The sequence below is a fragment of the Streptomyces sp. NPDC001348 genome (genome assembly GCF_053597535.1).
Map to the genome: position 1 here is coordinate 43,425 of NZ_JBSFIK010000024.1, position 18,084 is coordinate 61,508.

The 18,084-nt window shown below is 74.1% G+C and carries 18 protein-coding genes; 11 read left to right on the forward strand and 7 right to left on the reverse strand.

Annotated features, from left to right (window positions below; all coding sequences use genetic code 11):
- Nucleotides 1-21 precede the first annotated feature (21 nt).
- The gene (locus ACWC21_RS24315; protein WP_450884915.1) at nucleotides 22-597 is read left to right on the forward strand and encodes a toxin-antitoxin system, toxin component family protein; all 576 of its coding nucleotides are present in this window, start codon (nucleotides 22-24) and stop codon (nucleotides 595-597) included.
- A complete protein-coding gene (locus ACWC21_RS24320; protein ID WP_450884916.1) occupies nucleotides 594-1,823 on the forward strand; it encodes an MAB_1171c family putative transporter in 1,230 nt (409 codons plus the stop codon). The genes ACWC21_RS24315 and ACWC21_RS24320 overlap by 4 nt, the downstream gene beginning before the upstream one ends.
- A gap of 219 nt (nucleotides 1,824-2,042) precedes the next feature.
- Here ACWC21_RS24320 and ACWC21_RS24325 read toward each other — a convergent pair whose 3' ends face one another.
- Both ACWC21_RS24325 and ACWC21_RS24330 read right to left on the reverse strand, forming a co-directional pair.
- On the reverse strand, nucleotides 2,043-2,888 hold the full coding sequence (locus ACWC21_RS24325; RefSeq protein ID WP_450884917.1) for an SMP-30/gluconolactonase/LRE family protein: 846 nt from the start codon (nucleotides 2,886-2,888) through the stop codon (nucleotides 2,043-2,045).
- The gene (locus ACWC21_RS24330) at nucleotides 2,885-3,658 is read right to left on the reverse strand and encodes an IclR family transcriptional regulator (protein ID WP_450884918.1); all 774 of its coding nucleotides are present in this window, start codon (nucleotides 3,656-3,658) and stop codon (nucleotides 2,885-2,887) included. Before ACWC21_RS24330 ends, ACWC21_RS24325 begins: the two co-directional genes overlap by 4 nt.
- 131 nt (nucleotides 3,659-3,789) lie before the next feature.
- Between ACWC21_RS24330 and ACWC21_RS24335 the strand changes: the two genes are divergently transcribed.
- A complete protein-coding gene (locus ACWC21_RS24335; protein WP_450884919.1) occupies nucleotides 3,790-4,356 on the forward strand; it encodes a hypothetical protein in 567 nt (188 codons plus the stop codon).
- Nucleotides 4,357-4,361: 5 nt separating this feature from the next.
- Here the strand turns inward: ACWC21_RS24335 and ACWC21_RS24340 are convergent, their stop codons facing one another.
- Both ACWC21_RS24340 and ACWC21_RS24345 read right to left on the reverse strand, forming a co-directional pair.
- Nucleotides 4,362-5,192 (reverse strand): oxidoreductase, encoded by an 831-nt coding sequence (locus ACWC21_RS24340; RefSeq protein WP_450884920.1) that lies wholly within the window; start codon nucleotides 5,190-5,192, stop codon nucleotides 4,362-4,364.
- 173 nt (nucleotides 5,193-5,365) lie between these two features.
- Nucleotides 5,366-6,262, reverse strand: a complete 897-nt coding sequence (locus tag ACWC21_RS24345) for an ATP-grasp domain-containing protein (protein WP_450884921.1) — start codon at nucleotides 6,260-6,262, stop codon at nucleotides 5,366-5,368.
- A gap of 134 nt (nucleotides 6,263-6,396) precedes the next feature.
- Here ACWC21_RS24345 and ACWC21_RS24350 point away from each other — a divergent pair, with 134 nt between their 5' ends.
- The 5 genes from ACWC21_RS24350 to ACWC21_RS24370 all read left to right on the forward strand — a co-directional run bounded on the left by ACWC21_RS24350 (nucleotide 6,397) and on the right by ACWC21_RS24370 (nucleotide 12,106).
- A complete protein-coding gene (locus ACWC21_RS24350; RefSeq protein WP_450884922.1) occupies nucleotides 6,397-7,470 on the forward strand; it encodes a MerR family transcriptional regulator in 1,074 nt (357 codons plus the stop codon).
- Between the two features lie 49 nt (nucleotides 7,471-7,519).
- The gene (locus ACWC21_RS24355) at nucleotides 7,520-8,968 is read left to right on the forward strand and encodes an acyl-CoA synthetase (RefSeq protein WP_450884923.1); all 1,449 of its coding nucleotides are present in this window, start codon (nucleotides 7,520-7,522) and stop codon (nucleotides 8,966-8,968) included.
- Nucleotides 8,961-10,325 (forward strand): carboxyl transferase domain-containing protein, encoded by a 1,365-nt coding sequence (locus ACWC21_RS24360; RefSeq protein WP_450884924.1) that lies wholly within the window; start codon nucleotides 8,961-8,963, stop codon nucleotides 10,323-10,325. Before ACWC21_RS24355 ends, ACWC21_RS24360 begins: the two co-directional genes overlap by 8 nt.
- A 71-nt stretch (nucleotides 10,326-10,396) precedes the next feature.
- On the forward strand, nucleotides 10,397-10,765 hold the full coding sequence (locus tag ACWC21_RS24365; protein ID WP_450884925.1) for a CU044_2847 family protein: 369 nt from the start codon (nucleotides 10,397-10,399) through the stop codon (nucleotides 10,763-10,765).
- A 303-nt stretch (nucleotides 10,766-11,068) separates the two neighbouring features.
- Nucleotides 11,069-12,106 (forward strand): rod shape-determining protein, encoded by a 1,038-nt coding sequence (locus ACWC21_RS24370; RefSeq protein WP_450884926.1) that lies wholly within the window; start codon nucleotides 11,069-11,071, stop codon nucleotides 12,104-12,106.
- Nucleotides 12,107-12,139: 33 nt separating this feature from the next.
- Here the strand turns inward: ACWC21_RS24370 and ACWC21_RS24375 are convergent, their stop codons facing one another.
- The 3 genes from ACWC21_RS24375 to ACWC21_RS24385 all read right to left on the reverse strand — a co-directional run bounded on the left by ACWC21_RS24375 (nucleotide 12,140) and on the right by ACWC21_RS24385 (nucleotide 14,507).
- Complete coding sequence (locus tag ACWC21_RS24375) at nucleotides 12,140-12,856, reverse strand: hypothetical protein (protein WP_450884927.1); 717 nt, start codon at nucleotides 12,854-12,856, stop codon at nucleotides 12,140-12,142.
- Nucleotides 12,857-13,215: 359 nt separating this feature from the next.
- Nucleotides 13,216-14,148, reverse strand: a complete 933-nt coding sequence (locus ACWC21_RS24380) for an anti-sigma factor RsbA family regulatory protein (protein WP_450884928.1) — start codon at nucleotides 14,146-14,148, stop codon at nucleotides 13,216-13,218.
- Nucleotides 14,145-14,507, reverse strand: coding sequence for an STAS domain-containing protein (locus tag ACWC21_RS24385; protein ID WP_450884985.1), 363 nt, complete (start codon nucleotides 14,505-14,507; stop codon nucleotides 14,145-14,147). Before ACWC21_RS24385 ends, ACWC21_RS24380 begins: the two co-directional genes overlap by 4 nt.
- 280 nt (nucleotides 14,508-14,787) lie before the next feature.
- On the opposite strand from ACWC21_RS24385, the gene ACWC21_RS24390 reads away from it, so the two are divergent.
- From ACWC21_RS24390 to ACWC21_RS24400, 3 genes are all read left to right on the forward strand, one after another.
- Nucleotides 14,788-15,483: an ANTAR domain-containing response regulator gene (locus ACWC21_RS24390; protein WP_450884929.1), complete on the forward strand. Its 696-nt coding sequence runs from the start codon at nucleotides 14,788-14,790 to the stop codon at nucleotides 15,481-15,483.
- Between the two features lie 304 nt (nucleotides 15,484-15,787).
- Nucleotides 15,788-16,729 carry an ABC transporter ATP-binding protein gene (locus ACWC21_RS24395; protein WP_450884930.1) on the forward strand — a complete coding sequence of 314 codons (942 nt, stop codon included), beginning with the start codon at nucleotides 15,788-15,790 and terminating at the stop codon, nucleotides 16,727-16,729.
- The gene (locus ACWC21_RS24400; protein WP_450884931.1) at nucleotides 16,726-18,075 is read left to right on the forward strand and encodes an ABC transporter permease; all 1,350 of its coding nucleotides are present in this window, start codon (nucleotides 16,726-16,728) and stop codon (nucleotides 18,073-18,075) included. Before ACWC21_RS24395 ends, ACWC21_RS24400 begins: the two co-directional genes overlap by 4 nt.
- Nucleotides 18,076-18,084 lie beyond the last annotated feature (9 nt).

Genomic DNA, 18,084 nt, shown 5'->3' on the forward strand with positions numbered 1-18,084 from the left:
CGACGGCCCGAAGGGGGAGCGATGGACATCGCGGGCGCGCTCCGGCGCTTACTGCCCGGTTCGGCGATGCGCGGCCTGGCCGCCGACCTCGCCCGCGCGGTTCGGGACCGTCCACAGGCGCCCGACGGCGTACGGGAGTTGTGCCGGGTGCTGTGCGAGGAGATGAGCGCACGGCGCTCCGGCCGGCCCGTCGAACTGCGCTTCGAGCGCTTCCCCGACGAGATAGAGGTCACCGGCCTCTGGGTGGAGTTCCAGGACTTCGACCTGGTCATCGTGGAGGAGCGCGCCGAGGCGGTGCAGCAACTGGTCATCCTGGGTCACGAGCTGTGGCACCTGCACGCCGGCCACCGGCACCACCACCGGGCGGGGGCCGCGGCGGCCCGCGCCCTGGCCGACGGGCCCGGCTGGCGCGACCTCGCCCTGACGGTCGCCGCCCGCAACGGCTCCCGGGAGGCCGACGAGGCCGAGGCCGACGACTTCGGGCACCGGCTGGCGACCCTGTTCAGGCCGTACGTCCGCGCCGGCGGCCCACAAGCCCCGCTCGACCCGGCCCAGCGGGCCCTGGGCTACCGGGGCCGCGGAGGAAGGGCCCGGTGACCCTGCCGGCGGAGAACCCGTCCCGGTTGGTGGGCGAGCTCTACATCTCCTTCTGGATCCCCACCGCGGTACTCACCGCCGCCCTGGTGATCAAGCTCCCCACCATCATCCGGCTGTGGCGGGACCCGCTGCTGCGCGCGGTCGGCGGACTGCTGCTGCTCGCCTGTGCGGTCTTCGTGTTCTGCACCCCGTCGACGATCGCCCGGGTCAACCGGCTGGCGGGCGTGCCCAACATCTCCGCACCCTGGTGCTACTCGCTGATCACCGCGTTCTGCGGCTCCTGCCTGCTGCTGATCATCACCTGGCGCAACGGTCTGGCCGACCGCTCGGCGGCGACACGCCGCGCGGTGCGCTGGGTCATCGCCGTCTACTCGGGGGTGATCGTCGCCCTGTGGGTGCTGTTCGCGCTCGCCGACGCGCCCGTGGAGCGACTGCGGGACCTGGACACGTACTACGCCAACACGCCCTTCATGCGCGAGGAGACCCTGCTCTACCTGGTCGCGCACTGCGTGGCGTGCCTGATCACGTCCAGGCTGATCTGGAACTGGGCGCGCACCGACGGCCTGGACGCGTTGCTGCGCTGGGGGCTGAAGCTGCTGGGCGCGGGCTATGTGCTGAACCTCGCCTTCGACAGCTCCAAGCTGACCGCCGTCGCGGCCCGCTGGAGCGGTCACGACCTGGACTGGCTGAGCACCGACCTGGCCCCGCCCGTGGCCGCGCTGTCCGCCATCCTGATCGCGGCCGGGTTCATCCTGCCGCACGCCGGCCAGTACCTGCACGACCGCTGGCGGGTCCGGGCCGCCCACCGTGAACTGCGGCCTCTGTACCAGCTGATGCGGACCGTGAGCGGCGAGGGCGTGCCCTTCGTGCTGCGCGCCACCCCCGAGCTGCGGCTGACCCGCCGCGAGACCTTCATCCGGGACGCGCTGCTTCCGCTGGTCCGGCATGTCGACACCGGCCTGGGCAGGCGGTCCTACGCGACCGCGCTCGCCCTCGGCCATCCACCGGACCGGGCGCGGGCGCTGGCCGCCGCGGTGGTGGTTCTGGACGCCGTCGAGGCCCGCGGCCGGACGTCCGGGCCGGCGGAACCGGCCGGCTCCTCCGACACCCTGCACCTGCTGCAGGAGATCGGCGCCGTCTCCCGGGCCCTGCACCACCCGGAGGAGGTGGCGGCGGTCCGCAGCCGTGCCGCCGCCGCGGCGGAGAGCGTCTCCGTGCGTGAGTGAGCGCACCACCGCGGTCGCCCTCGGCGGCCCCCCGCCGAGCGGGACACGCTGCCGGACGGGCCCGCCCCGCGCAACGGGCTGCCGGCTCGGGCGCGGCGGTGACCGGCGTTCGGATCGCGGCGGACGACGGCGCCGAGCGCACGCGGGAGCGGACGGCGGCCGGTCTCCCGCAGCCGTGCGGTCACCGGCCCGCCCGCCCCTCCCCGGAGGTCACCCGGCTCAGCCGGCGAACGCCGGCTGCGGCAGCCCCTTCCCCGCCCCGGGTACCACCAGCACCGACCCGGACAGCGGATGCGGCGCCGCCAGCCCCGTGCGGGCAGTCGTGATGTACAGGTCGGTCAGGTCGGCGCCGCCGAAGGCACACGCGGTCGTCCGCGGTGCCGGTACCCGGATCACCCGGTCCAGTTCACCACCGGGTGTGTACCGCCGTACCGCCCCGCCGTCCCACAGCGCCACCCACACGCACCCGTCGGCGTCCACCGTGAGCCCGTCGGGGAATCCGGCGCCCTCCTCGATCTCCACGAGCGGCCGCCGCCCGGACACCCGCTCGCCGTCGAAGTCGAAGACGTCCACCCGCCGCGTGGGAGAGTCGATGTAGTACATGAGGCGGCCGTCCGGACTCCACCCCGTTCCGTTGCTCACGGCGACGTCCGGGAGCACCGTCGTCACACCGCCGTCCCCGGTGACCCGGGCCAGCGTGCCGCCGCCGGCCGCCTCGTCGTAACGCATGGTCCCCGCCCAGAGGGAACCGTCGGGCGCCACCGCCGCGTCGTTCGCCCGCCGGCCCGGGACCGGCTCGTGGTGCAGCCAGCGGAAGGTGTCGTCCGGGTCCAGCAGGCCCACGCCGTCCCGGAGATTGAGGACCAGACCGCCGCCCGCCCGGGGCTTGACCGCGCCCACGTGCTGCGGTGCCGTACGGACCGTGCGCCGGCCGGACGACGGGTCGTAGGTGTGGACGCGGGACTGCAGGATGTCGATCCAGATCAGCCGGCCGGCGGCCGGGTCCCACGTCGGCCCCTCCCCGAGTTCCGCCCCGGCCCGTATCGCGACCTCGTACCCGGTCATGCCACGCTCCGGTGTCCGAGCCGCTCCGACAGCTCCGCCGCGCCCTTCGCCGCGAGCTGCTCGAGCTCGCTCCGGCGGTCCTCGCTCCAGCGGATCATGGGCACGGAGATGGACATGGCGGCCACCACCCGGCCGGTGCGGTCGCGCACCGGAGCGGCCACACAGGACACGTCCGGGTTGGACTCGCGGTTCTCCACCGCGATCCCCCGCTGCCGGATCTCGGCCAGGGCCTCGCGCAGGGCGCCCGGATCGGTGATGCTGTTGGGGGTCATCCCGGGCAGCTCGCTGCCGTCCGGGATACGCGCGGCCAGTTCCGTCTCGGTCAGCGAGGCCAGCAGCATCTTGCCGACCGAGGTGCAGTGGGCGGGAAGCCGGCGGCCGGCCGCCGACACCATGCGCACCGCGTGCGTGGAGTCGACCTTGGCGATGTAGATGACGTCGGTGTTCTCGAGGATCGCCACGTGCACGGTCTCGTCGCAGGTCTCGGCGATCGAGCGGGCCACCTGCTGCCCCTCGGCGGCGAGGTCGAGCTGCTCGGCGTACCGGCTGCCGAGCTGGTACGGACGTACGCCGAGCCGGTAGCGTCCGGGCTGCCCGGTCACGGGAACGATGTACTGCCGGGCGGCGAGCGTGGTCACCAGCTCGTGCACGGTGGTGCGCGGCAGCTGGAGCCTGCGCACGATGTCGGGGGCGGAGAGCGTCCCGTCTCCGTCGAGGAAGAGCTCGAGAATGTCGAGAGCCCGGGTCACGGCAGGTACGAGGCGCCCCATGTCCGGCCCCCTCCCTTGGGTCTCAGCGTCTGCGTTCGAGATTTCAACAGACGATCGGCATGACGAACACAGGCTAGCCATGGGGCGGTGCCTGGGCAATGGCCGGGAACCGCGGGGGGCACCATGGGGCCATGGATCTCGACTTCCAGCTGGTGCTGCTGCGCCGCATGGCCGACCACAATCCGGACCTGGTGGAGGAAGCCCGCCGGGAGCTGGGCGTCTCGGTCGCGCGGATGCGGGAGACCAACAAGCGCTGGCAGGCGATGGTCCGCTCGCCCCGGTCCCGCTCGGCGGCCTCCCGTTATCGCTCCGTCCTCGGTCCCCCGGAGCAGGAGGGCAAGCGCCCCCTCGGCGACCTGGAGTGCCGGGTCTGGCAGTGGCCGCTTCCCCTCTGGCCGGATCTGCGCTTCGAGGTGCTGGTCTCGCCCGAGGGCGCCGTCTGGAACGAGTGGCTGGTACGCGCCCCCGGCGCGGAGGGCCCCGCCCTGCGGACCGTCGAGGACCTCGTCCCCTGGTCCTGCACGGTCGACGAGGCCGCCCGCGCCTTCGCCCCCGCCCGCCCCCTGGAGGGCACCGCCCCCACCCGCTGGGGCCTGGCCTTCACCGCCCCCGACGCGCGGGGCGTACGGCACGAGGTGGTCGCCGAGTTCACGTGGGGGCTGCTGCAGCGGACGGCCGTGGCCGACGGGAACGGCTGAGCGGGTCAGGCGTCGAACGCCGTCGCCCTGGCCGGCTTCTCCCAGCCGGTGACGTCCTCGCGGACCTGCTCCAGGTGGCCGAGGACGGCGTTCACCGCGTCCTCGCCGAGCGGCAGCCGGAGGGGGGTCCGCTCGGCCTCCAGCGCGGCGAGGACGACGGCCGCCGCCTTGGCCGGGTCGCCGGGCTGCGCACCGTCACCGCCGGCGACGGCAGCGCGGGTCTCGCTCACCCCGGCGTACACCCCGCTGTCCGCGCTGACCCCGGCCCGTCCGGTGCCGAACAGCGAGGTCCGGAACGCTCCCGGCTCCACGATCAGCACCTTGATGCCGAACTCCCGCACCTCGTCCGCGAGCGCCTCGGACATGCCCTCCAACGCGAACTTGGTTCCGCTGTACGCCCCGAAGCCCGCGAAGGACATCTGGCCGCCCATGCTGCTCATCTGCACGATCGCGCCCGAGCGCCGCTCCCGCATGTGCGGCAGCACCGCCCGCACCAGGGCCGCCGGGCCGAAGACATGCAGGTCGAACAGGTCGCGCAGCTCCTGGTCGGTGGTCTCCTCGACCGCCCCGACATGGGTGCGGCCCGCGTTGTTGACCAGTACGTCGATCCGCCCGTGCCGCGCCAGCACGTCCCGTACGGCCGTCTCGGCCGCGGCCGGCTCGGTCACGTCCAGGCGCAGCGCCTCCACCTGGTCCGGGTGAGCGGCCACCAGGTCGTCCAGCGCCTCCGGGCGGCGGACCGCGCCGACCACCACGTCACCGGCGGCGACCGCCGCCTCGGCGATCGCCCGCCCGAACCCGCTGCTCGCCCCGGTCACCAGCCATACCTTGTTCACGACGACTCCCCGTAGGTCTCGTAGGTCCGCTTCCTCGCTGACACGGTCCAGCCTGCCAGCTGGACGGTGGTCGCCGAGGAGCCCTGTCTGCTCGCCCTGCCCGACACCCATCCGCTCGCCGTCCGGGCCGAGATCGCCGGCGTGGAGGAGACGCACGAGGCCCTGGTCGCGGACTAGGACGGTAGGGCGCTCCCCTCGGCCGCCGCCAGGATCGCCTCGGCCACCCTCGGCACGGATCCCGGATGCAGGAAGAGGAACAGGTTCGGCTCCACCAGTTCCAGTTCCATCACCCGGGGCCTCCCGTCCGCTCCGTCGGCCAGGTCCACCCGGGCGTACAGCAGCTCGGGTGCGTCCGGTACGGCGGCCAACGCCTGTTCGGCGACGGCGAGTTCGGCCGGGGTCGGGGTCCAGGGTTCCAGGTCGGGGTGGGCCACCTTGTCCGCGTCGTAGGCCGTGCCGGGGGCCAGCACCGCCCGCTTGCGGCTGGCGTGCAGCAGCCGGCCGCCGAAGAACTGCAGCGCGCGCTCGCCGCTGACGTCGATGTGGGTCAGGTACGGCTGCACCATCGCGGTCAGCCCCTCCTTGTGCATCCGCGCCAGCTGCCGTACGGCCGTCTCCCGCTCCGCGGGCGTGTACCGCGCGGCGAACCGGGCGCCCGCGCCGAAGGTCGGCTTCACGACGAAGTCGTGGTCGCCGGGCAGGGCGTCCGGGCCGGCCTCGTCGCCGGGTGCGAGGTACCGGGTGGGGACCACGGGCACACCCGCCGCCGCGAGGTCGCCGAGGTAGCGCTTGTCGGCGTTCCAGCGCACGACGGGGACCGGATTGGCCACGCGGGTCGCCTTCGCGCACCGTTCGGCCCAGGCCACGAACTCCTCGGCCCGCCAGCTGTAGTCCCAGGTCGACCGTATGACCACCAGGTCGAAGCCGCCCCAGTCCGTGCCGGGGTCGTCCCAGGGGGCGGCGACCGCGTCGGCCCCGGCCGCGCGCAGGGCCCCCACCAGCCCCGGCAGATCACGGTCCTTGCTGGGCCCCGCTCCGGGGTCGTAGGTGGCGAGTGCGATGCGGGGCACGGTGGGCTCCTTCGGGGCGGAGGGGGCGGCTCCCGCAGGCTAACAATCTTCGCCGCAACCGAGACAGGCCGTTGACCTTCCCCTTCGGTGAAGCCCCAGCATCGGGGGCGGAACCGGAGGAGTTCGAGGTGCACATGGAGATGCTGACGATCGGCGCCTTCGCCAGGGCGTCCCGGCTGTCGCCCAAGGCGCTGCGGCTGTACGACGAGCTGGAGCTGCTGCGGCCCGCACGGGTCGACCCGGGCACCGGCTACCGCTACTACGCGCTCGGCCAGTTGGAGCGGGCGCGGCTCGTCGCCTGGCTGCGGCGGCTCGGGATGCCGCTGGCCGGGATCCGTGAGGTGTGCGCGCTGCCGCCGGAGGAGGCGGCCGCGGAGATCCGCGCCTACTGGGCGCGGGTCGAGGCGGAGACGGCGGTACGGCGGGACCTCGCCGCGTTCCTCGTCGACCACCTGTCGGCGGATCCGGGTAAGCCGAGGGAGGACACAGCCATGCTGGAACTGCGCTACAGCGCCCGCACGGACACCGGGCACGTACGGCCCGCCAACCAGGACACCGTGTACGCGGGACGCCGGCTGCTCGCCGTGGCCGACGGTTTCGGTCCGGCGGGCGGGCCCGCGAGCGGTGCCGCCGTGGAGGCGCTGAGGTCCCTGGAGGGCGAGGACCTGTCGGCGGGCGGGGTGCTGAACCTGCTGGAGGACGCCGTGCAGGGCGCGAGCCGGGTGATCCGGGACCTCGGCGAGGACGTCGGTACGACCCTCACGGCGCTGTTGTGGACGGGGTCCCGGCTGGCCCTGGTGCACATCGGCGACTCCCGCGCCTATGTGCTGCGGGCCGGGGAGCTCTTCCGCATCACCCATGACCACAGCGTGGTGCAGTCGCTGATCGACGAGGGCCGGCTGACCCCCGCGGAGGCCGTCAGCCACCCGCAGCGCACCCTGCTCCTCAAGGCCCTGACGGGCGACCCGTCCACGGCCCCGGACCTGCGGCTGCACGACGTCCGGCCCGGCGACCGGTACCTGCTGTGCTCCGACGGCCTGTCCCGGGTCGTACCGGAGGAGGACATCCGGCGTCTGCTGACCGCCGGCCCGGACCCGGACGCCGCCGTGCACGCCCTGGTCGACGCGGCGAACGCCGCCGGCGGTCCGGACAACGTGAGCTGTGTGGTGGCCGACCTGGTCGAGGCGGGGGCGAGGAGCCTGGTGTAGGAAGGGGGCGTTGGTGCCGTATGCCCCCGACAGTTAAGGAGTGCCCCGCGTGTCCTCCCTCTTTCCGGCCCTGGCGGCCGGTTCCGGCGAGCGTGTCGCCCTGAGGTTCGGTGACCGGTCGTTGACGTACGGGGAACTGGGCGCCGCGGCGGGAGCCGTGGCCGGGCGGGTCCGGGGCGCGGGTCGCCGGGTCGCGGTCTGGGCGACGCCGGAGCTGGAGACGGCGGTGGGGGTGGTGGGCGTGCTGCTCGCCGGGGCGGCCGCGGTACCGCTGAACCCGAAGTCGGGCGAGAAGGAGCTCGCGCACATCCTCTCCGACAGCGCGCCCGCGCTCGTCCTGGCCGCGCCGGGCGCGGAACTGCCTTCCGTCGCGGCCGGCTTGGAACGGGTGGACATCGACGTGCACGGCGCCGGGGCCGTCCCCGAGGACCGCGCCGCGGAGGGCGACCCGGCGCTGATCGTGTACACCTCCGGCACCACCGGCCCGCCCAAGGGCGCGGTCCTCCCCCGCCGGGCCCTCGCCACCACCCTGGACGCGCTGGCCGACGCCTGGCGGTGGACCGGGGACGACGTGCTGGTGCACGGGCTGCCGCTGTTCCACGTGCACGGGCTGGTTCTGGGAATTCTCGGCCCGCTCCGGCGCGGCGGCTCGGTGCGGCACCTGGGCCGGTTCACCACCGAGGGCGTGACCCGGGAACTGAACGAGGGCGCCACCATGCTGTTCGGGGTGCCGACCATGTACCACCGGATCGCCGAGGCGCTCCCGGCCGACCCGGAGCTGGCCGAGGCGCTGGGCCGGGCCCGGCTGCTGGTCTCGGGCTCGGCGGCGCTGCCGGTGCACGACCACGAGCGGATCCACACCGCGACCGGGCGGCGGGTGATCGAGCGGTACGGCATGACCGAGACCCTGATGAACACCAGCGTGCGGGCCGACGGGGAGCCGCGGGCCGGGACGGTCGGCGTGCCGCTGCCGGGCGTGGAGCTGCGGCTGGTGGAGGAGGACGGCACGGAGGTGACGGCGTACGACGGGGAGACCGTCGGCGAGATCCAGGTGCGCGGCCCGAACCTGTTCACCGAGTACCTCAACCGGCCGGACGCCACCGCCGCCGCGTTCACCGCCGACGGCTGGTTCCGTACCGGTGACATGGCGGTGCGCGAGGCGGACGGGTACGTGCGGATCGTCGGCCGCAAGGCCACCGACCTGATCAAGAGCGGCGGCTACAAGATCGGGGCCGGGGAGATCGAGAACGCCCTCCTGGAGCATCCGGGGGTGCGCGAGGCGGCGGTCACCGGGGAGCCGGACGCGGACCTCGGCGAGCGGATCGTGGCGTGGATCGTCCCGGCCGACCCCGGGCGTCCGCCGTCCACGCAGGAGTTGGCCGACCATGTGGCCAGGCGTCTGGCCCCGCACAAGCGGCCCCGGGTGGTCCGCCACCTGGACGCCCTCCCGCGCAACGACATGGGGAAGATCATGAAGCGGGCGCTGGGCGATGCCTGAGCGTCTTTCGGCACGGGCGACGCTCGACCTGGTCACCGACCCCGGCACCTTCACCGAACTCCCCTCCCCCCTACGGGATTCCAAGCCGGACGGCCCGCTGTCCTGGCAGGGCTACGACGCCTCGCGCGCCCGTGCCGCCGAACGCACCGGGGAGCGGGAGTCCGTGGTCTGCGGCACCGCGTGCGTCGAGGGCACCCCGGCCGTGCTGATCGCTTTCGAGTTCGGCTTCCTCGGCGGCTCGCTGGGCGAACGCACCGGTGACCGGCTGGAGGCGGCCTACGCCCACGCCCGTGAGCGGCGGCTACCGGTGGTGCCGCTGGTCGCGACGGGCGGCAGCCGGATGCAGGAGGGCATGCTCGCCCTCACCCAACTCCAGCGGGTGGCCCGCCAGTCCGTGCTCACCCGGGAGGCGGGCCTGCCGCAGATAGCGGTGCTGCGGGACCCGACCACGGGCGGCGGCTGGGCCACGCTCGGCGCGGGCGCCGACGTGGTCCTGGCGCTGCCCGGCGCCCAGGTCGGCTTCGCCGGCTCCCGTGTCCGCCCGGCCGGGGCCGACCCGGCCGCGTACACGGCCGAGGCCCAGGTGGCGGCGGGCGCGGCGGACGAGGTGGTGCCCGCGGCCCGGCTGCGGGAGGTGCTCGGGCTGTGGCTGCGGCTGCTGAGTGGCGGCACGGCGGGGGCCGGCGCCGCGGTCGGTGCCGAGCCCGCTCCCGTCCCCCGGGCCCTCGGCGCCACGGAGTGCCCGCGCACCGGCTGGGCCGCCGTCCAGCGGGCCCGCGCCGCCGAACGGCCCCGCGCCGAGGCCTACCTGGACGCCTACTTCACCCGCCGGGCGGCGATCAGCGGTGACCGCTGCGGCGGCAGCGACCCCGACGGGATGCTGTGCGGCTTCGGCGAGCGGGACGGACGTACCGTCGCCTACGCCGCGCAGACCGGGACGGCCACCCGGCCCGCCGGATACCGCACGGCGGCCCGGCTCATACGGCTGGCGGACCGGCTGGGCATCCCGGTGCTGACGCTGGTGGACACGCCGGGTGCGGCGAACGACGCCGACGCGGAGCGGCAGGGCGCGGGCGCGGCGATCGCGGACCTGTTCGGCGCGGTGGCCGCCGCCCGCACGCCGGTCACCACCCTGGTCGTGGGCGAGGGCGGTTCGGGGGGCGCGCTCGCGCTGGCCGCGCCCGGCAACACCTGGGCCACGCCGGACAGTTACTTCTCCGTCATCGCCCCCGAGCTCGCGGCGGCGATCCTCAAGCGCCCGCCGGAGGAGGTCGAGGCGACGACCGAGCAACTGCGCGTCCGGCCGCAGGACCTGGTGGAGCTGGGGGTGGTCCGGGGCGTGGTGGACCACCGGTGAACCCTTGCGCGACGCGGCTCCCGGCCGACAATGGAGTCCGTCGAGGAGCGTGCGTCACGGGGGGCAGCGCCATGAGCAGGCTGGTGGAGTTCACGACCGAGGACGGCGCGATCGTCGTCGTGGAGACGGCGGACGGCACGGGCGGCTCCCGTCTCGTGTCGCGCGGCGAGGGGCCCGCGGAGCGGGTCACCGGCACCTTCGAGACCGCGCTCGACGGTGTCCGCTCGGCGGCCCAGTCCGCGCTCCGGGTCTTCCGGGACGGCGCGCTGCGGCCCGACTCCGTGGAGCTGGAGTTCGGGGTGAAGCTGAGCGCGGAGGCCGGTGCGGTGATCGCCAAGGGTGCGGCGGAGGGGCAACTGGTGGTCCGGCTGAGCTGGGCGTCGGGGCCTGCGGCGGCCACCCCGACGACGGCCGGAGAGGAGCCCGCCGCTCGGTCATGAGCGGCGCCGCCCGGCAGGCCCGCTGCCCCACGGACCGCCTCCGACCGCCGCGGGCGGCGTCGGCCTGCTCCGGGGCGCCCGGCCGACCACCGCCGGCTGCTCCGCGTCCGCTGGGCCGGGTCGTGTGCCGGCCGCCACTGTCACCCGCGACACGCCGGGACGGCCGGACGAGCACCCGTTCGGCCGCACCCCGCCCGGCCCCCCACAAGGGGCGCCCGGCCCGGCGCCGCGCGCACCATGCACGGGAGGGCTGTCGTCCGCCGGCGCCCCGGCCCCATGGTCCGCGCACTCGGAGGATCTGCCATGACCGTCAGTCTGGAGCAGCTGCGCCGCTGTCACTTCGCCGTCGACCTGGGGGCGGCCCGGACCCGTGTGTACGTCAGGGGGGCGGGGATCGTCGTCGACGAGCCGTCCGTGGCCGCCGTGAACGTCCGCACCGGAGGGCTGATCGCGGTGGGTGAGTTCGCCGCGCGGATGACGGGACGGACCCCCGGTTACATCCGCGTCGTACGGCCGGTCTCCGGCGGCACGGTCGTCGACATCGAGATGGCCCAGCGCATGCTGCGTCATCTGCTGGGCGACAAGACGCGGCGCAGCCTGCGCCGCAGGCCCCGGCTGCGCGCGGCGGCCTGCACCCCGCACGACGCCGATCCGCTGGCCCAGCGGGCCACGGTCGAGACGCTGGTCGGGCTCGGCGCCCGGCGTGTCGAGCTGGTCGACACGCTCATCGCCGCGGCGGTGGGGTGCGGGCTGCCGGTGGAGCGGCCCGAGGCCACCATGATCATGGTGTGCGGGGCCGCGGCGACCCAGGTCGCCGTCCTCTCCCTGGGGTCGATCGTCACCGCCGAGCGGATCCCGGTGGGCGGCGAGGCCGTCGACCGCGCGATCGTGCACCTGCTGCGGCACGAGCACGAGCTGATGCTGCCCAGCCAGTCCGTACGGCCGCTGCAGCTTGCCCTGTCCGGCACCGGGCTCTCCTCGCAGGCCCCGCAGACCACCGAGATCCACGGACGGGACGTGGTCACCGGCCTCGCCCGCAGTGTGCGGGTCAGCACCGCCGCCGTGCGTAACGCCATCCGGACGCCGCTGACCGCCGTGCTGGACGGCATCGGCAAGGTGCTGCGGGACTGCCCGCCCGATCTCGTCGCGGACCTGGCCGACCGCGGGATCACGCTGGTCGGGGGCTCCGCGCTGCTCCCCGGCTTCGACCAGATGCTGATCCGGGCGACCGGCATGCCGGTGCACATCGCGGAACGGCCCGACGTGTGCGCCATCGAGGGCCTCGGCGCCATGCTGGACGGCAGGATCGACCCGCTGGTGCTGGATCCGCTGGCCGCCTGAACGCCTTGGGCGAGCACGGGCGAGGAGGTCGTCTCAGCCCTGGCAGCTTTGTGCGGGCACGGACAAGACCTGAGAACGCTTACGCGTGATCCGGTAACACTGCCGGGTGCTCTGTTCCGACACCACGACCGACACCCGCACCGTGCCGCCGGTCCTCGTGACGGCGCTGACCTCGAGGAACCGCCGGTAGGGCGCGAGAGCCCTCCGCACTCCGGAACGGTTCAGCTCCGACGCGTCCAAGGCGGCGACACGCCGGCCGGCCAGCCCGGCGCCGCTGCCGATCGAGAGGGACGGGCCGCAGGTGTCGTACTTCAGGACGGACACCGTCGACGTCCAGGCGTGGCCTTTCGCCGGGGCGTAGGTGAATTCGAGGCATCTGTCGATCACGTCCTGGCTGCTGCCGAAGAGCGTCCTGGACTCGTACGCCAGCCGTTCGACCACACGGGCCCTGAACGCGCGACGGGACGCGTCGTAGGAGATCACGGGAGCGCCGGTGTGCTGGTGGATCACAGCTGTGAGAGCGTCCGGATCGGCCGAGCCCTCATCGCGGAGAGCACGTACGGTCTCGTTCTCCGTTCGGCGGAGCCGGCCGTCGAGCGCCGGCAGAGCCTGCTGCCGGCGCTCGGCGTCGACCTTGTCGGTGTGCCATGACCGGTACCAGAACGCGCCGAGTACGGTGCCGAGCACGACGATCAGCACGACCAGGAAGGTCAGACAGCCGGTGGTCGCGGCACGCTCCAGCCGTGCCACGACCACCCGACCACGCCCGTGCAGGGACCGCACTAGCTGCCCTTGTATCCGATGTCGGCCAGAGCCTGGCCCATGACCTGTGCGTAGCCCGTCGTTCCCGCATTCTTCGGGTGGACGTGGATTCCCCCATTTCCAGGTCAGGGGGAGGCGCCTGTTGATGCCGCGTGAAGCCCTGTCTCCCCCGTGCATGGTCGCGTGTATCCGTTTCGGCCTGGTCCGGACCTCTTGGGCGACCACGGCAGCACTGTAGACGCGCTACCACCATCGGTAGCAGGAGCCCGGCGGAACCCGGCTGAAATCATGCGCCGAGGGCGGCGGCCACGGTCTCCGGTCGGCCTGATCCAGCCGACGGGGTCCGCTCACCGGGCCAGATGGCAGCGGACCGTGGTCCCGTCGTCGCCCGTGTGCAGCCGTACCAGGTCGGAGAGGAGGTTGACCAGCAGCAGTCCGCGGCCGCCGCGCTGGTCGCGGCTCGCGGGCCGGCGGCCGGCCATCGGGTCGGTCAGCCGTCCCTTGTCGCGGACCTCGCAGACCACGTACCCGTCCTCGGCCCACACCCTCAGGCGGCCCCAGCCACCGCCGTGGACCACACTGTTGGTGGTCAGCTCGGCCGTGATCAGCGCCAGGTCCTCCAGGCGCAGTCCGGTGAGGCCGAGCCGGGCGCCCTCCGCGGTCGCGGTGTGCCGGGCCTCGGACAGGGTCTCCGCCCGGAAGTCGAAGGACAGTCCGTCGGGGGCGGCCGGCAGCGGCTCGTTGTAGCGGGCGGCGACGGCTTCGGGGGCGTACGCGACGCTGTCCTGCCCGTGAGTGGCACCGGCCGGGATGACGGTCGGGTGGGTGGCGTACGCGTCGGTGAGCACCTGTTCGTCGAGGCGCGCGGCGTCGTACGGGCACAGGATGGTGACCTCGCGGCCCCGGAACGCCGCGTTGATCAGTGCCTCGTGCTGGACGCAGGCGGGGTACTCGGCGGCGCTGCGGCCCGCCCAGATCGGCTCGCCGATGATCCGCACCCGCCGGCCGGGCGGCTGGGCGTCGGCGAAGGCCCGCAGCACGCCGGGGATGATGCGGCCGGGGTTGCGCCCGGCCTCACGCATGTCCACGAAGCGCACGGACATGCCGTCGGCGCCCAACTCGTCCTGGATTAGCCGCAGGTTCTCGCCGGGGACGGCCACCGCGACCGGTTCCCCGGCGGCGAGCGCGTCCCGGACGAACGGCACGGTGCCGGCGAGGTACTCCTGCTCGTCCGAGTAGAACAGCGCGGGGTGCGCGAAGGGTTCGGCCACGGCGGTCATGACTTCGACACCTCGATCGTCCGGAGGCCGGGCCAGAACAGTGCCAGCAGGCGCGGCACGGCGGGCGGCGGCCGGTCGACGACGATCAGCCGACCGCCGCGGAGCCGCTGTGCGGCGCCGGCGAGTGCGTCGACACCCGCGACGTCGACGAACGTCACGGCGGAGAGCTCCAAGTAGTACACGTCCTCGTCCTCGCGAACCGCCTGCTCCAGCGCGCCTTCCCAGATCCCGCGGGTGGCCAGGCTGACCTCCCCCGCCACCTGTACACCGCTGCGCCCGGGCAACGGACGCAGGAGCAGCTGCGGCGCCTTCGCCGCCGACGCGGTGCCCGGCGGGGCGTGCCGCGCGGGCTCGGGGATGCTCACGCCGCCTCCTCGGTGCCAAGTACCACGGGTGCCCAGTATGCGCCGTCGACGCCCGTCCGGTCCCGCGGGCCACCGGGAATTCCCCGTTCCGTCCGGTTTTCCCGTCCGGTACGGGGTGTACGCCGGGGAGCGGCGGGCAGGCGAACGGCGAGCCGTGCCGGGACCCCGCGGACTTCACGCGTCCGTGCCGGAACCCGGCGGCTCTACGCGGTGCACTCGCGGCGCACGCGCGCGCACCCGCGCGGACACTGTCGGGGACCAACAAGGCGGAGACATGACCTCAGTGCGACACGCACCTCTTTCCGGTCGGTTGAACACCCTGGTCATCGATTCCCTGGTGGAGGCGGACCGAGCGCTGCTCAGGGCCCGTGGCGAGCTCGTCCACGGCTGCGCGGACACCCTCGCCAAGACGCTCGCGGCCCTGCCGGAGGGCGTCGGCCGGGTCGGGCTGGACATGTCGGGCGTGGACTTCATGGACACGGCGGGGCTGGAGTTCCTGGACCTGCTGAGCGCGTACGGCCGTTACCACGGCATCGCGGTCTCGGCCACCGCCTGGAACGACCAGCCGCGCCGGATCCTGGAGCTGGCGGGCCTGGACGCCACCGACCCGCTGCACGGCCGGTCTCCCGAGCCGCCCGCCCCCGCGCCCGTTCCGTCCGCGGTGGCGCTGGAGCGCGCGGAGAAGCTGCGCGTCCTGCAGGAGGAGATAGGCCAGTTGCGCCGGGCGATCGTCTCCCGCCCGGTGATCGACCAGGCCCGGGGCATCCTCATGGCCACCCACGGCTGCACGTCCGACCAGGCGTGGGACATCCTGCGGGAGACCTCCCAGCGCTCCAACACCAAGCTGCACAGCGTGGCGGCGGCGGTCACCGCCGCCGCCACGGCCGGCGGCCCACCGCTCCCGGAGCAGCTGCGCGACGCCCTGCGCACGGCGGTCGCCCGTCGGTCCGCGGGGGCCGCCCACGCGTGACCGCGCGCGGCCGCTTCCACCGCGGGGCGGCCATGACGCCGGACACCGGCCGGCCGTTCGGGCTCGCCAGGTCCGGGCCGTTTTGGTGACCGGTCGGCGAGCCTGAGCCGCGGCGGGCCCCGGGCGCGGGTGATGCGTCCCCACCCGCCCGTCCTCGGCCCCGGGCCCGGCTACGTGCCGACCGGTCCGCACGCACGGACTTGCCCATGCCTTGACGATCCGTTCCATGGACGTTCAACCGGCCGCACCCGCCCGTGCCGTGTGTCGAGCCTAAGTTCCTTCACCGTTGCGGAAGAAGGGACTCATGGACGAACTCCTCGCAATCCGGGCTCGCGGGATCACCAAGTGTTTCGGCGACGTCGTCGCGCTCGACGGCATCGACCTGGATGTGACGCAGGGGCAGATCCACGGTCTGGTCGGCCCGAACGGAGCGGGCAAGACGACCCTGCTCGGTATTCTGCTGGGTCTGGCCGTCGCCGACGGCGGCCGCCTCGAGATCCTGGGGACGCCGGTCGGGCGGGCGCTCGCCGCTCCCGACGGTGTCGCCGGCTTCGTGGACGGGCCCGGACTCTATCCCTCGCTCACCGCCCGGCAGAACCTCGCCGCGCTGGCGGCGCTCCGCGGAAGTGACGTGCGTACGGCGGGGATCGACGATGTGCTGGCCGAGGTCGGGCTCACCGATGTCGCGGACGACCGGACCCGCGGGTTCTCCCTCGGCATGCGTCAGCGGCTCGGGCTCGCCGCCGCGCTGCTCACCCGACCGCGGCTGCTCATCCTCGACGAACCCGCCAACGGCCTCGACCCGGCCGGCAAGAAACACGTGCACGGTGTGCTCACCCGGCTCGCGGCGGACGGAGCCTGCGTGGTGCTGTCGAGCCACCGCATGGACGACCTCGAGGCTCTGTGCTCCGAGGTCACCGTCCTCGCCGGCGGACGGGTCGTCTTCTCCGGCCCGCCCGGCAAGCTGGCCGCCGAGAACCGTGAACTGGACTACCGGTTGGTGACGTCCGACCCGGGGGCCGCCCGCCGGGTGGTCGCCGACACGGCCGGGATCCGCCTCGTCGACGACGCCGGCGCACGGCAGGATGCCCAGCGGCTCGTCGTGCGCGCGCTGGTTCCCGCCCTCGACGAACTGGTGGCGGGGCTCGTGCACGCGGGCATCGCGGTGCGCGAACTCACCCCCGTCGTGTCACCGCTCGAGGCCGCGTTCCTCGCCCTCACCGAGCAGCAGGAGGACGGCAGATGACCGTGACCACGGTCAACGACCGCACGACCGGCGCCAGTCGGGTCACGGTGCGGCGCAGCTACCGCTTCGAGGTGGTCAAACTCGTCTCCCAATGGCGGATCCGCCTGCTGGTCCTCGCCTGCTGGATCGCGCCGGCGCTCTTCGTCGCCGCGGTGAGCCGGCAGAGCACTCTCCCCTCCGACACCCTCTTCGGCCGCTGGATGCACGCCACGGGGTGGGCCGGGCCGCTGGTGATGCTCGGTTTCGCGGGCACCTGGGCGCTGCCGCTGCTGACCTCGGTGGTCGCGGGTGATGTGTTCGCCTCCGAGGACCGGCTCGGGACCTGGCGCCATCTGCTCGTGGCGGTTCGCTCACCTCGGCGGATCTTTCTGGCCAAGTCGCTGGCCGGCCTCTCGGTCGTCCTGCTGCTCGTGGCCGGACTGGCCTGTTCCAGCACGGTCGGCGGGCTGCTGGCGGTCGGCGACCGGCCGCTGGTCGGCCTCGACGGCCACCTGCTGGCGCCGTCGGACGCCGCCGGCAAGGTCCTGCTCGCCTGGGTCTGCGTGCTCGCCCCGACGCTGGCCCTCGCTGCGATCGGCCTGCTCGGGTCGGTGGCGCTGGGGCGGTCCCCGATGGGTCTGCTGCTGCCCGCGCTCGTCGCGCTGGCGATGCAGCTCGCCCAGATGCTGCCGCTGCCCGTCGCCGTACGCCTCGCCCTGCCCAGCTACGCCTTCATCGCCTGGAACGGCCTGTTCACGAGCCCCGCGCAGCTGGGCCCGCTTCTCGTCGGCATTGTTGTCAGTCTGGCGTGGGCCGTGCTCGCGACCTCGCTGGCCTGCCTGATCTTCCTGCGGCGCGACTTCACCGGCCTGGCCTACGACGGCTCCGGGCGCCGGGCGGTCACCACCGGGCTGCTGCCGCTGGCCGGGCTGGTCGCCGTCTCGGTCGCGGCCGTCACCGTGGCGACCCCGTCCGTGGGTTCCGGAATCCAGCAGGAGAAGGTGCAGCGTTCGGTCGCCACGGTGTTCGCCCACCTGTACCGCCTGCAGACCGAGCAGCTCCACCGCCCCGACGTCACGGAGGCGCGGCTGCGGGCCAGTGCGGCGTGCGACAAAGGTGCCGGCCTGCTCGCCGCCGAGGGGCCGGGCAACGACTGGCGCTGCGTCGTCTCCTGGCACCTGCCCGGCGTCCAGGTCACGGGGCAGGCCGTCTACCAGCTCGACATCACCGCCGACGGGCGGTACATGGCCGACGGCGACGGGCCGAAGGAAGTGAACGGCTACTTCCTGGTGCGGACTTCCGCCGGGGACGCACCGAACCCCCTCTGGCAGTTCGACGGCGACGTCGAACTCACCGCCACCCCCTGATCCCCACCC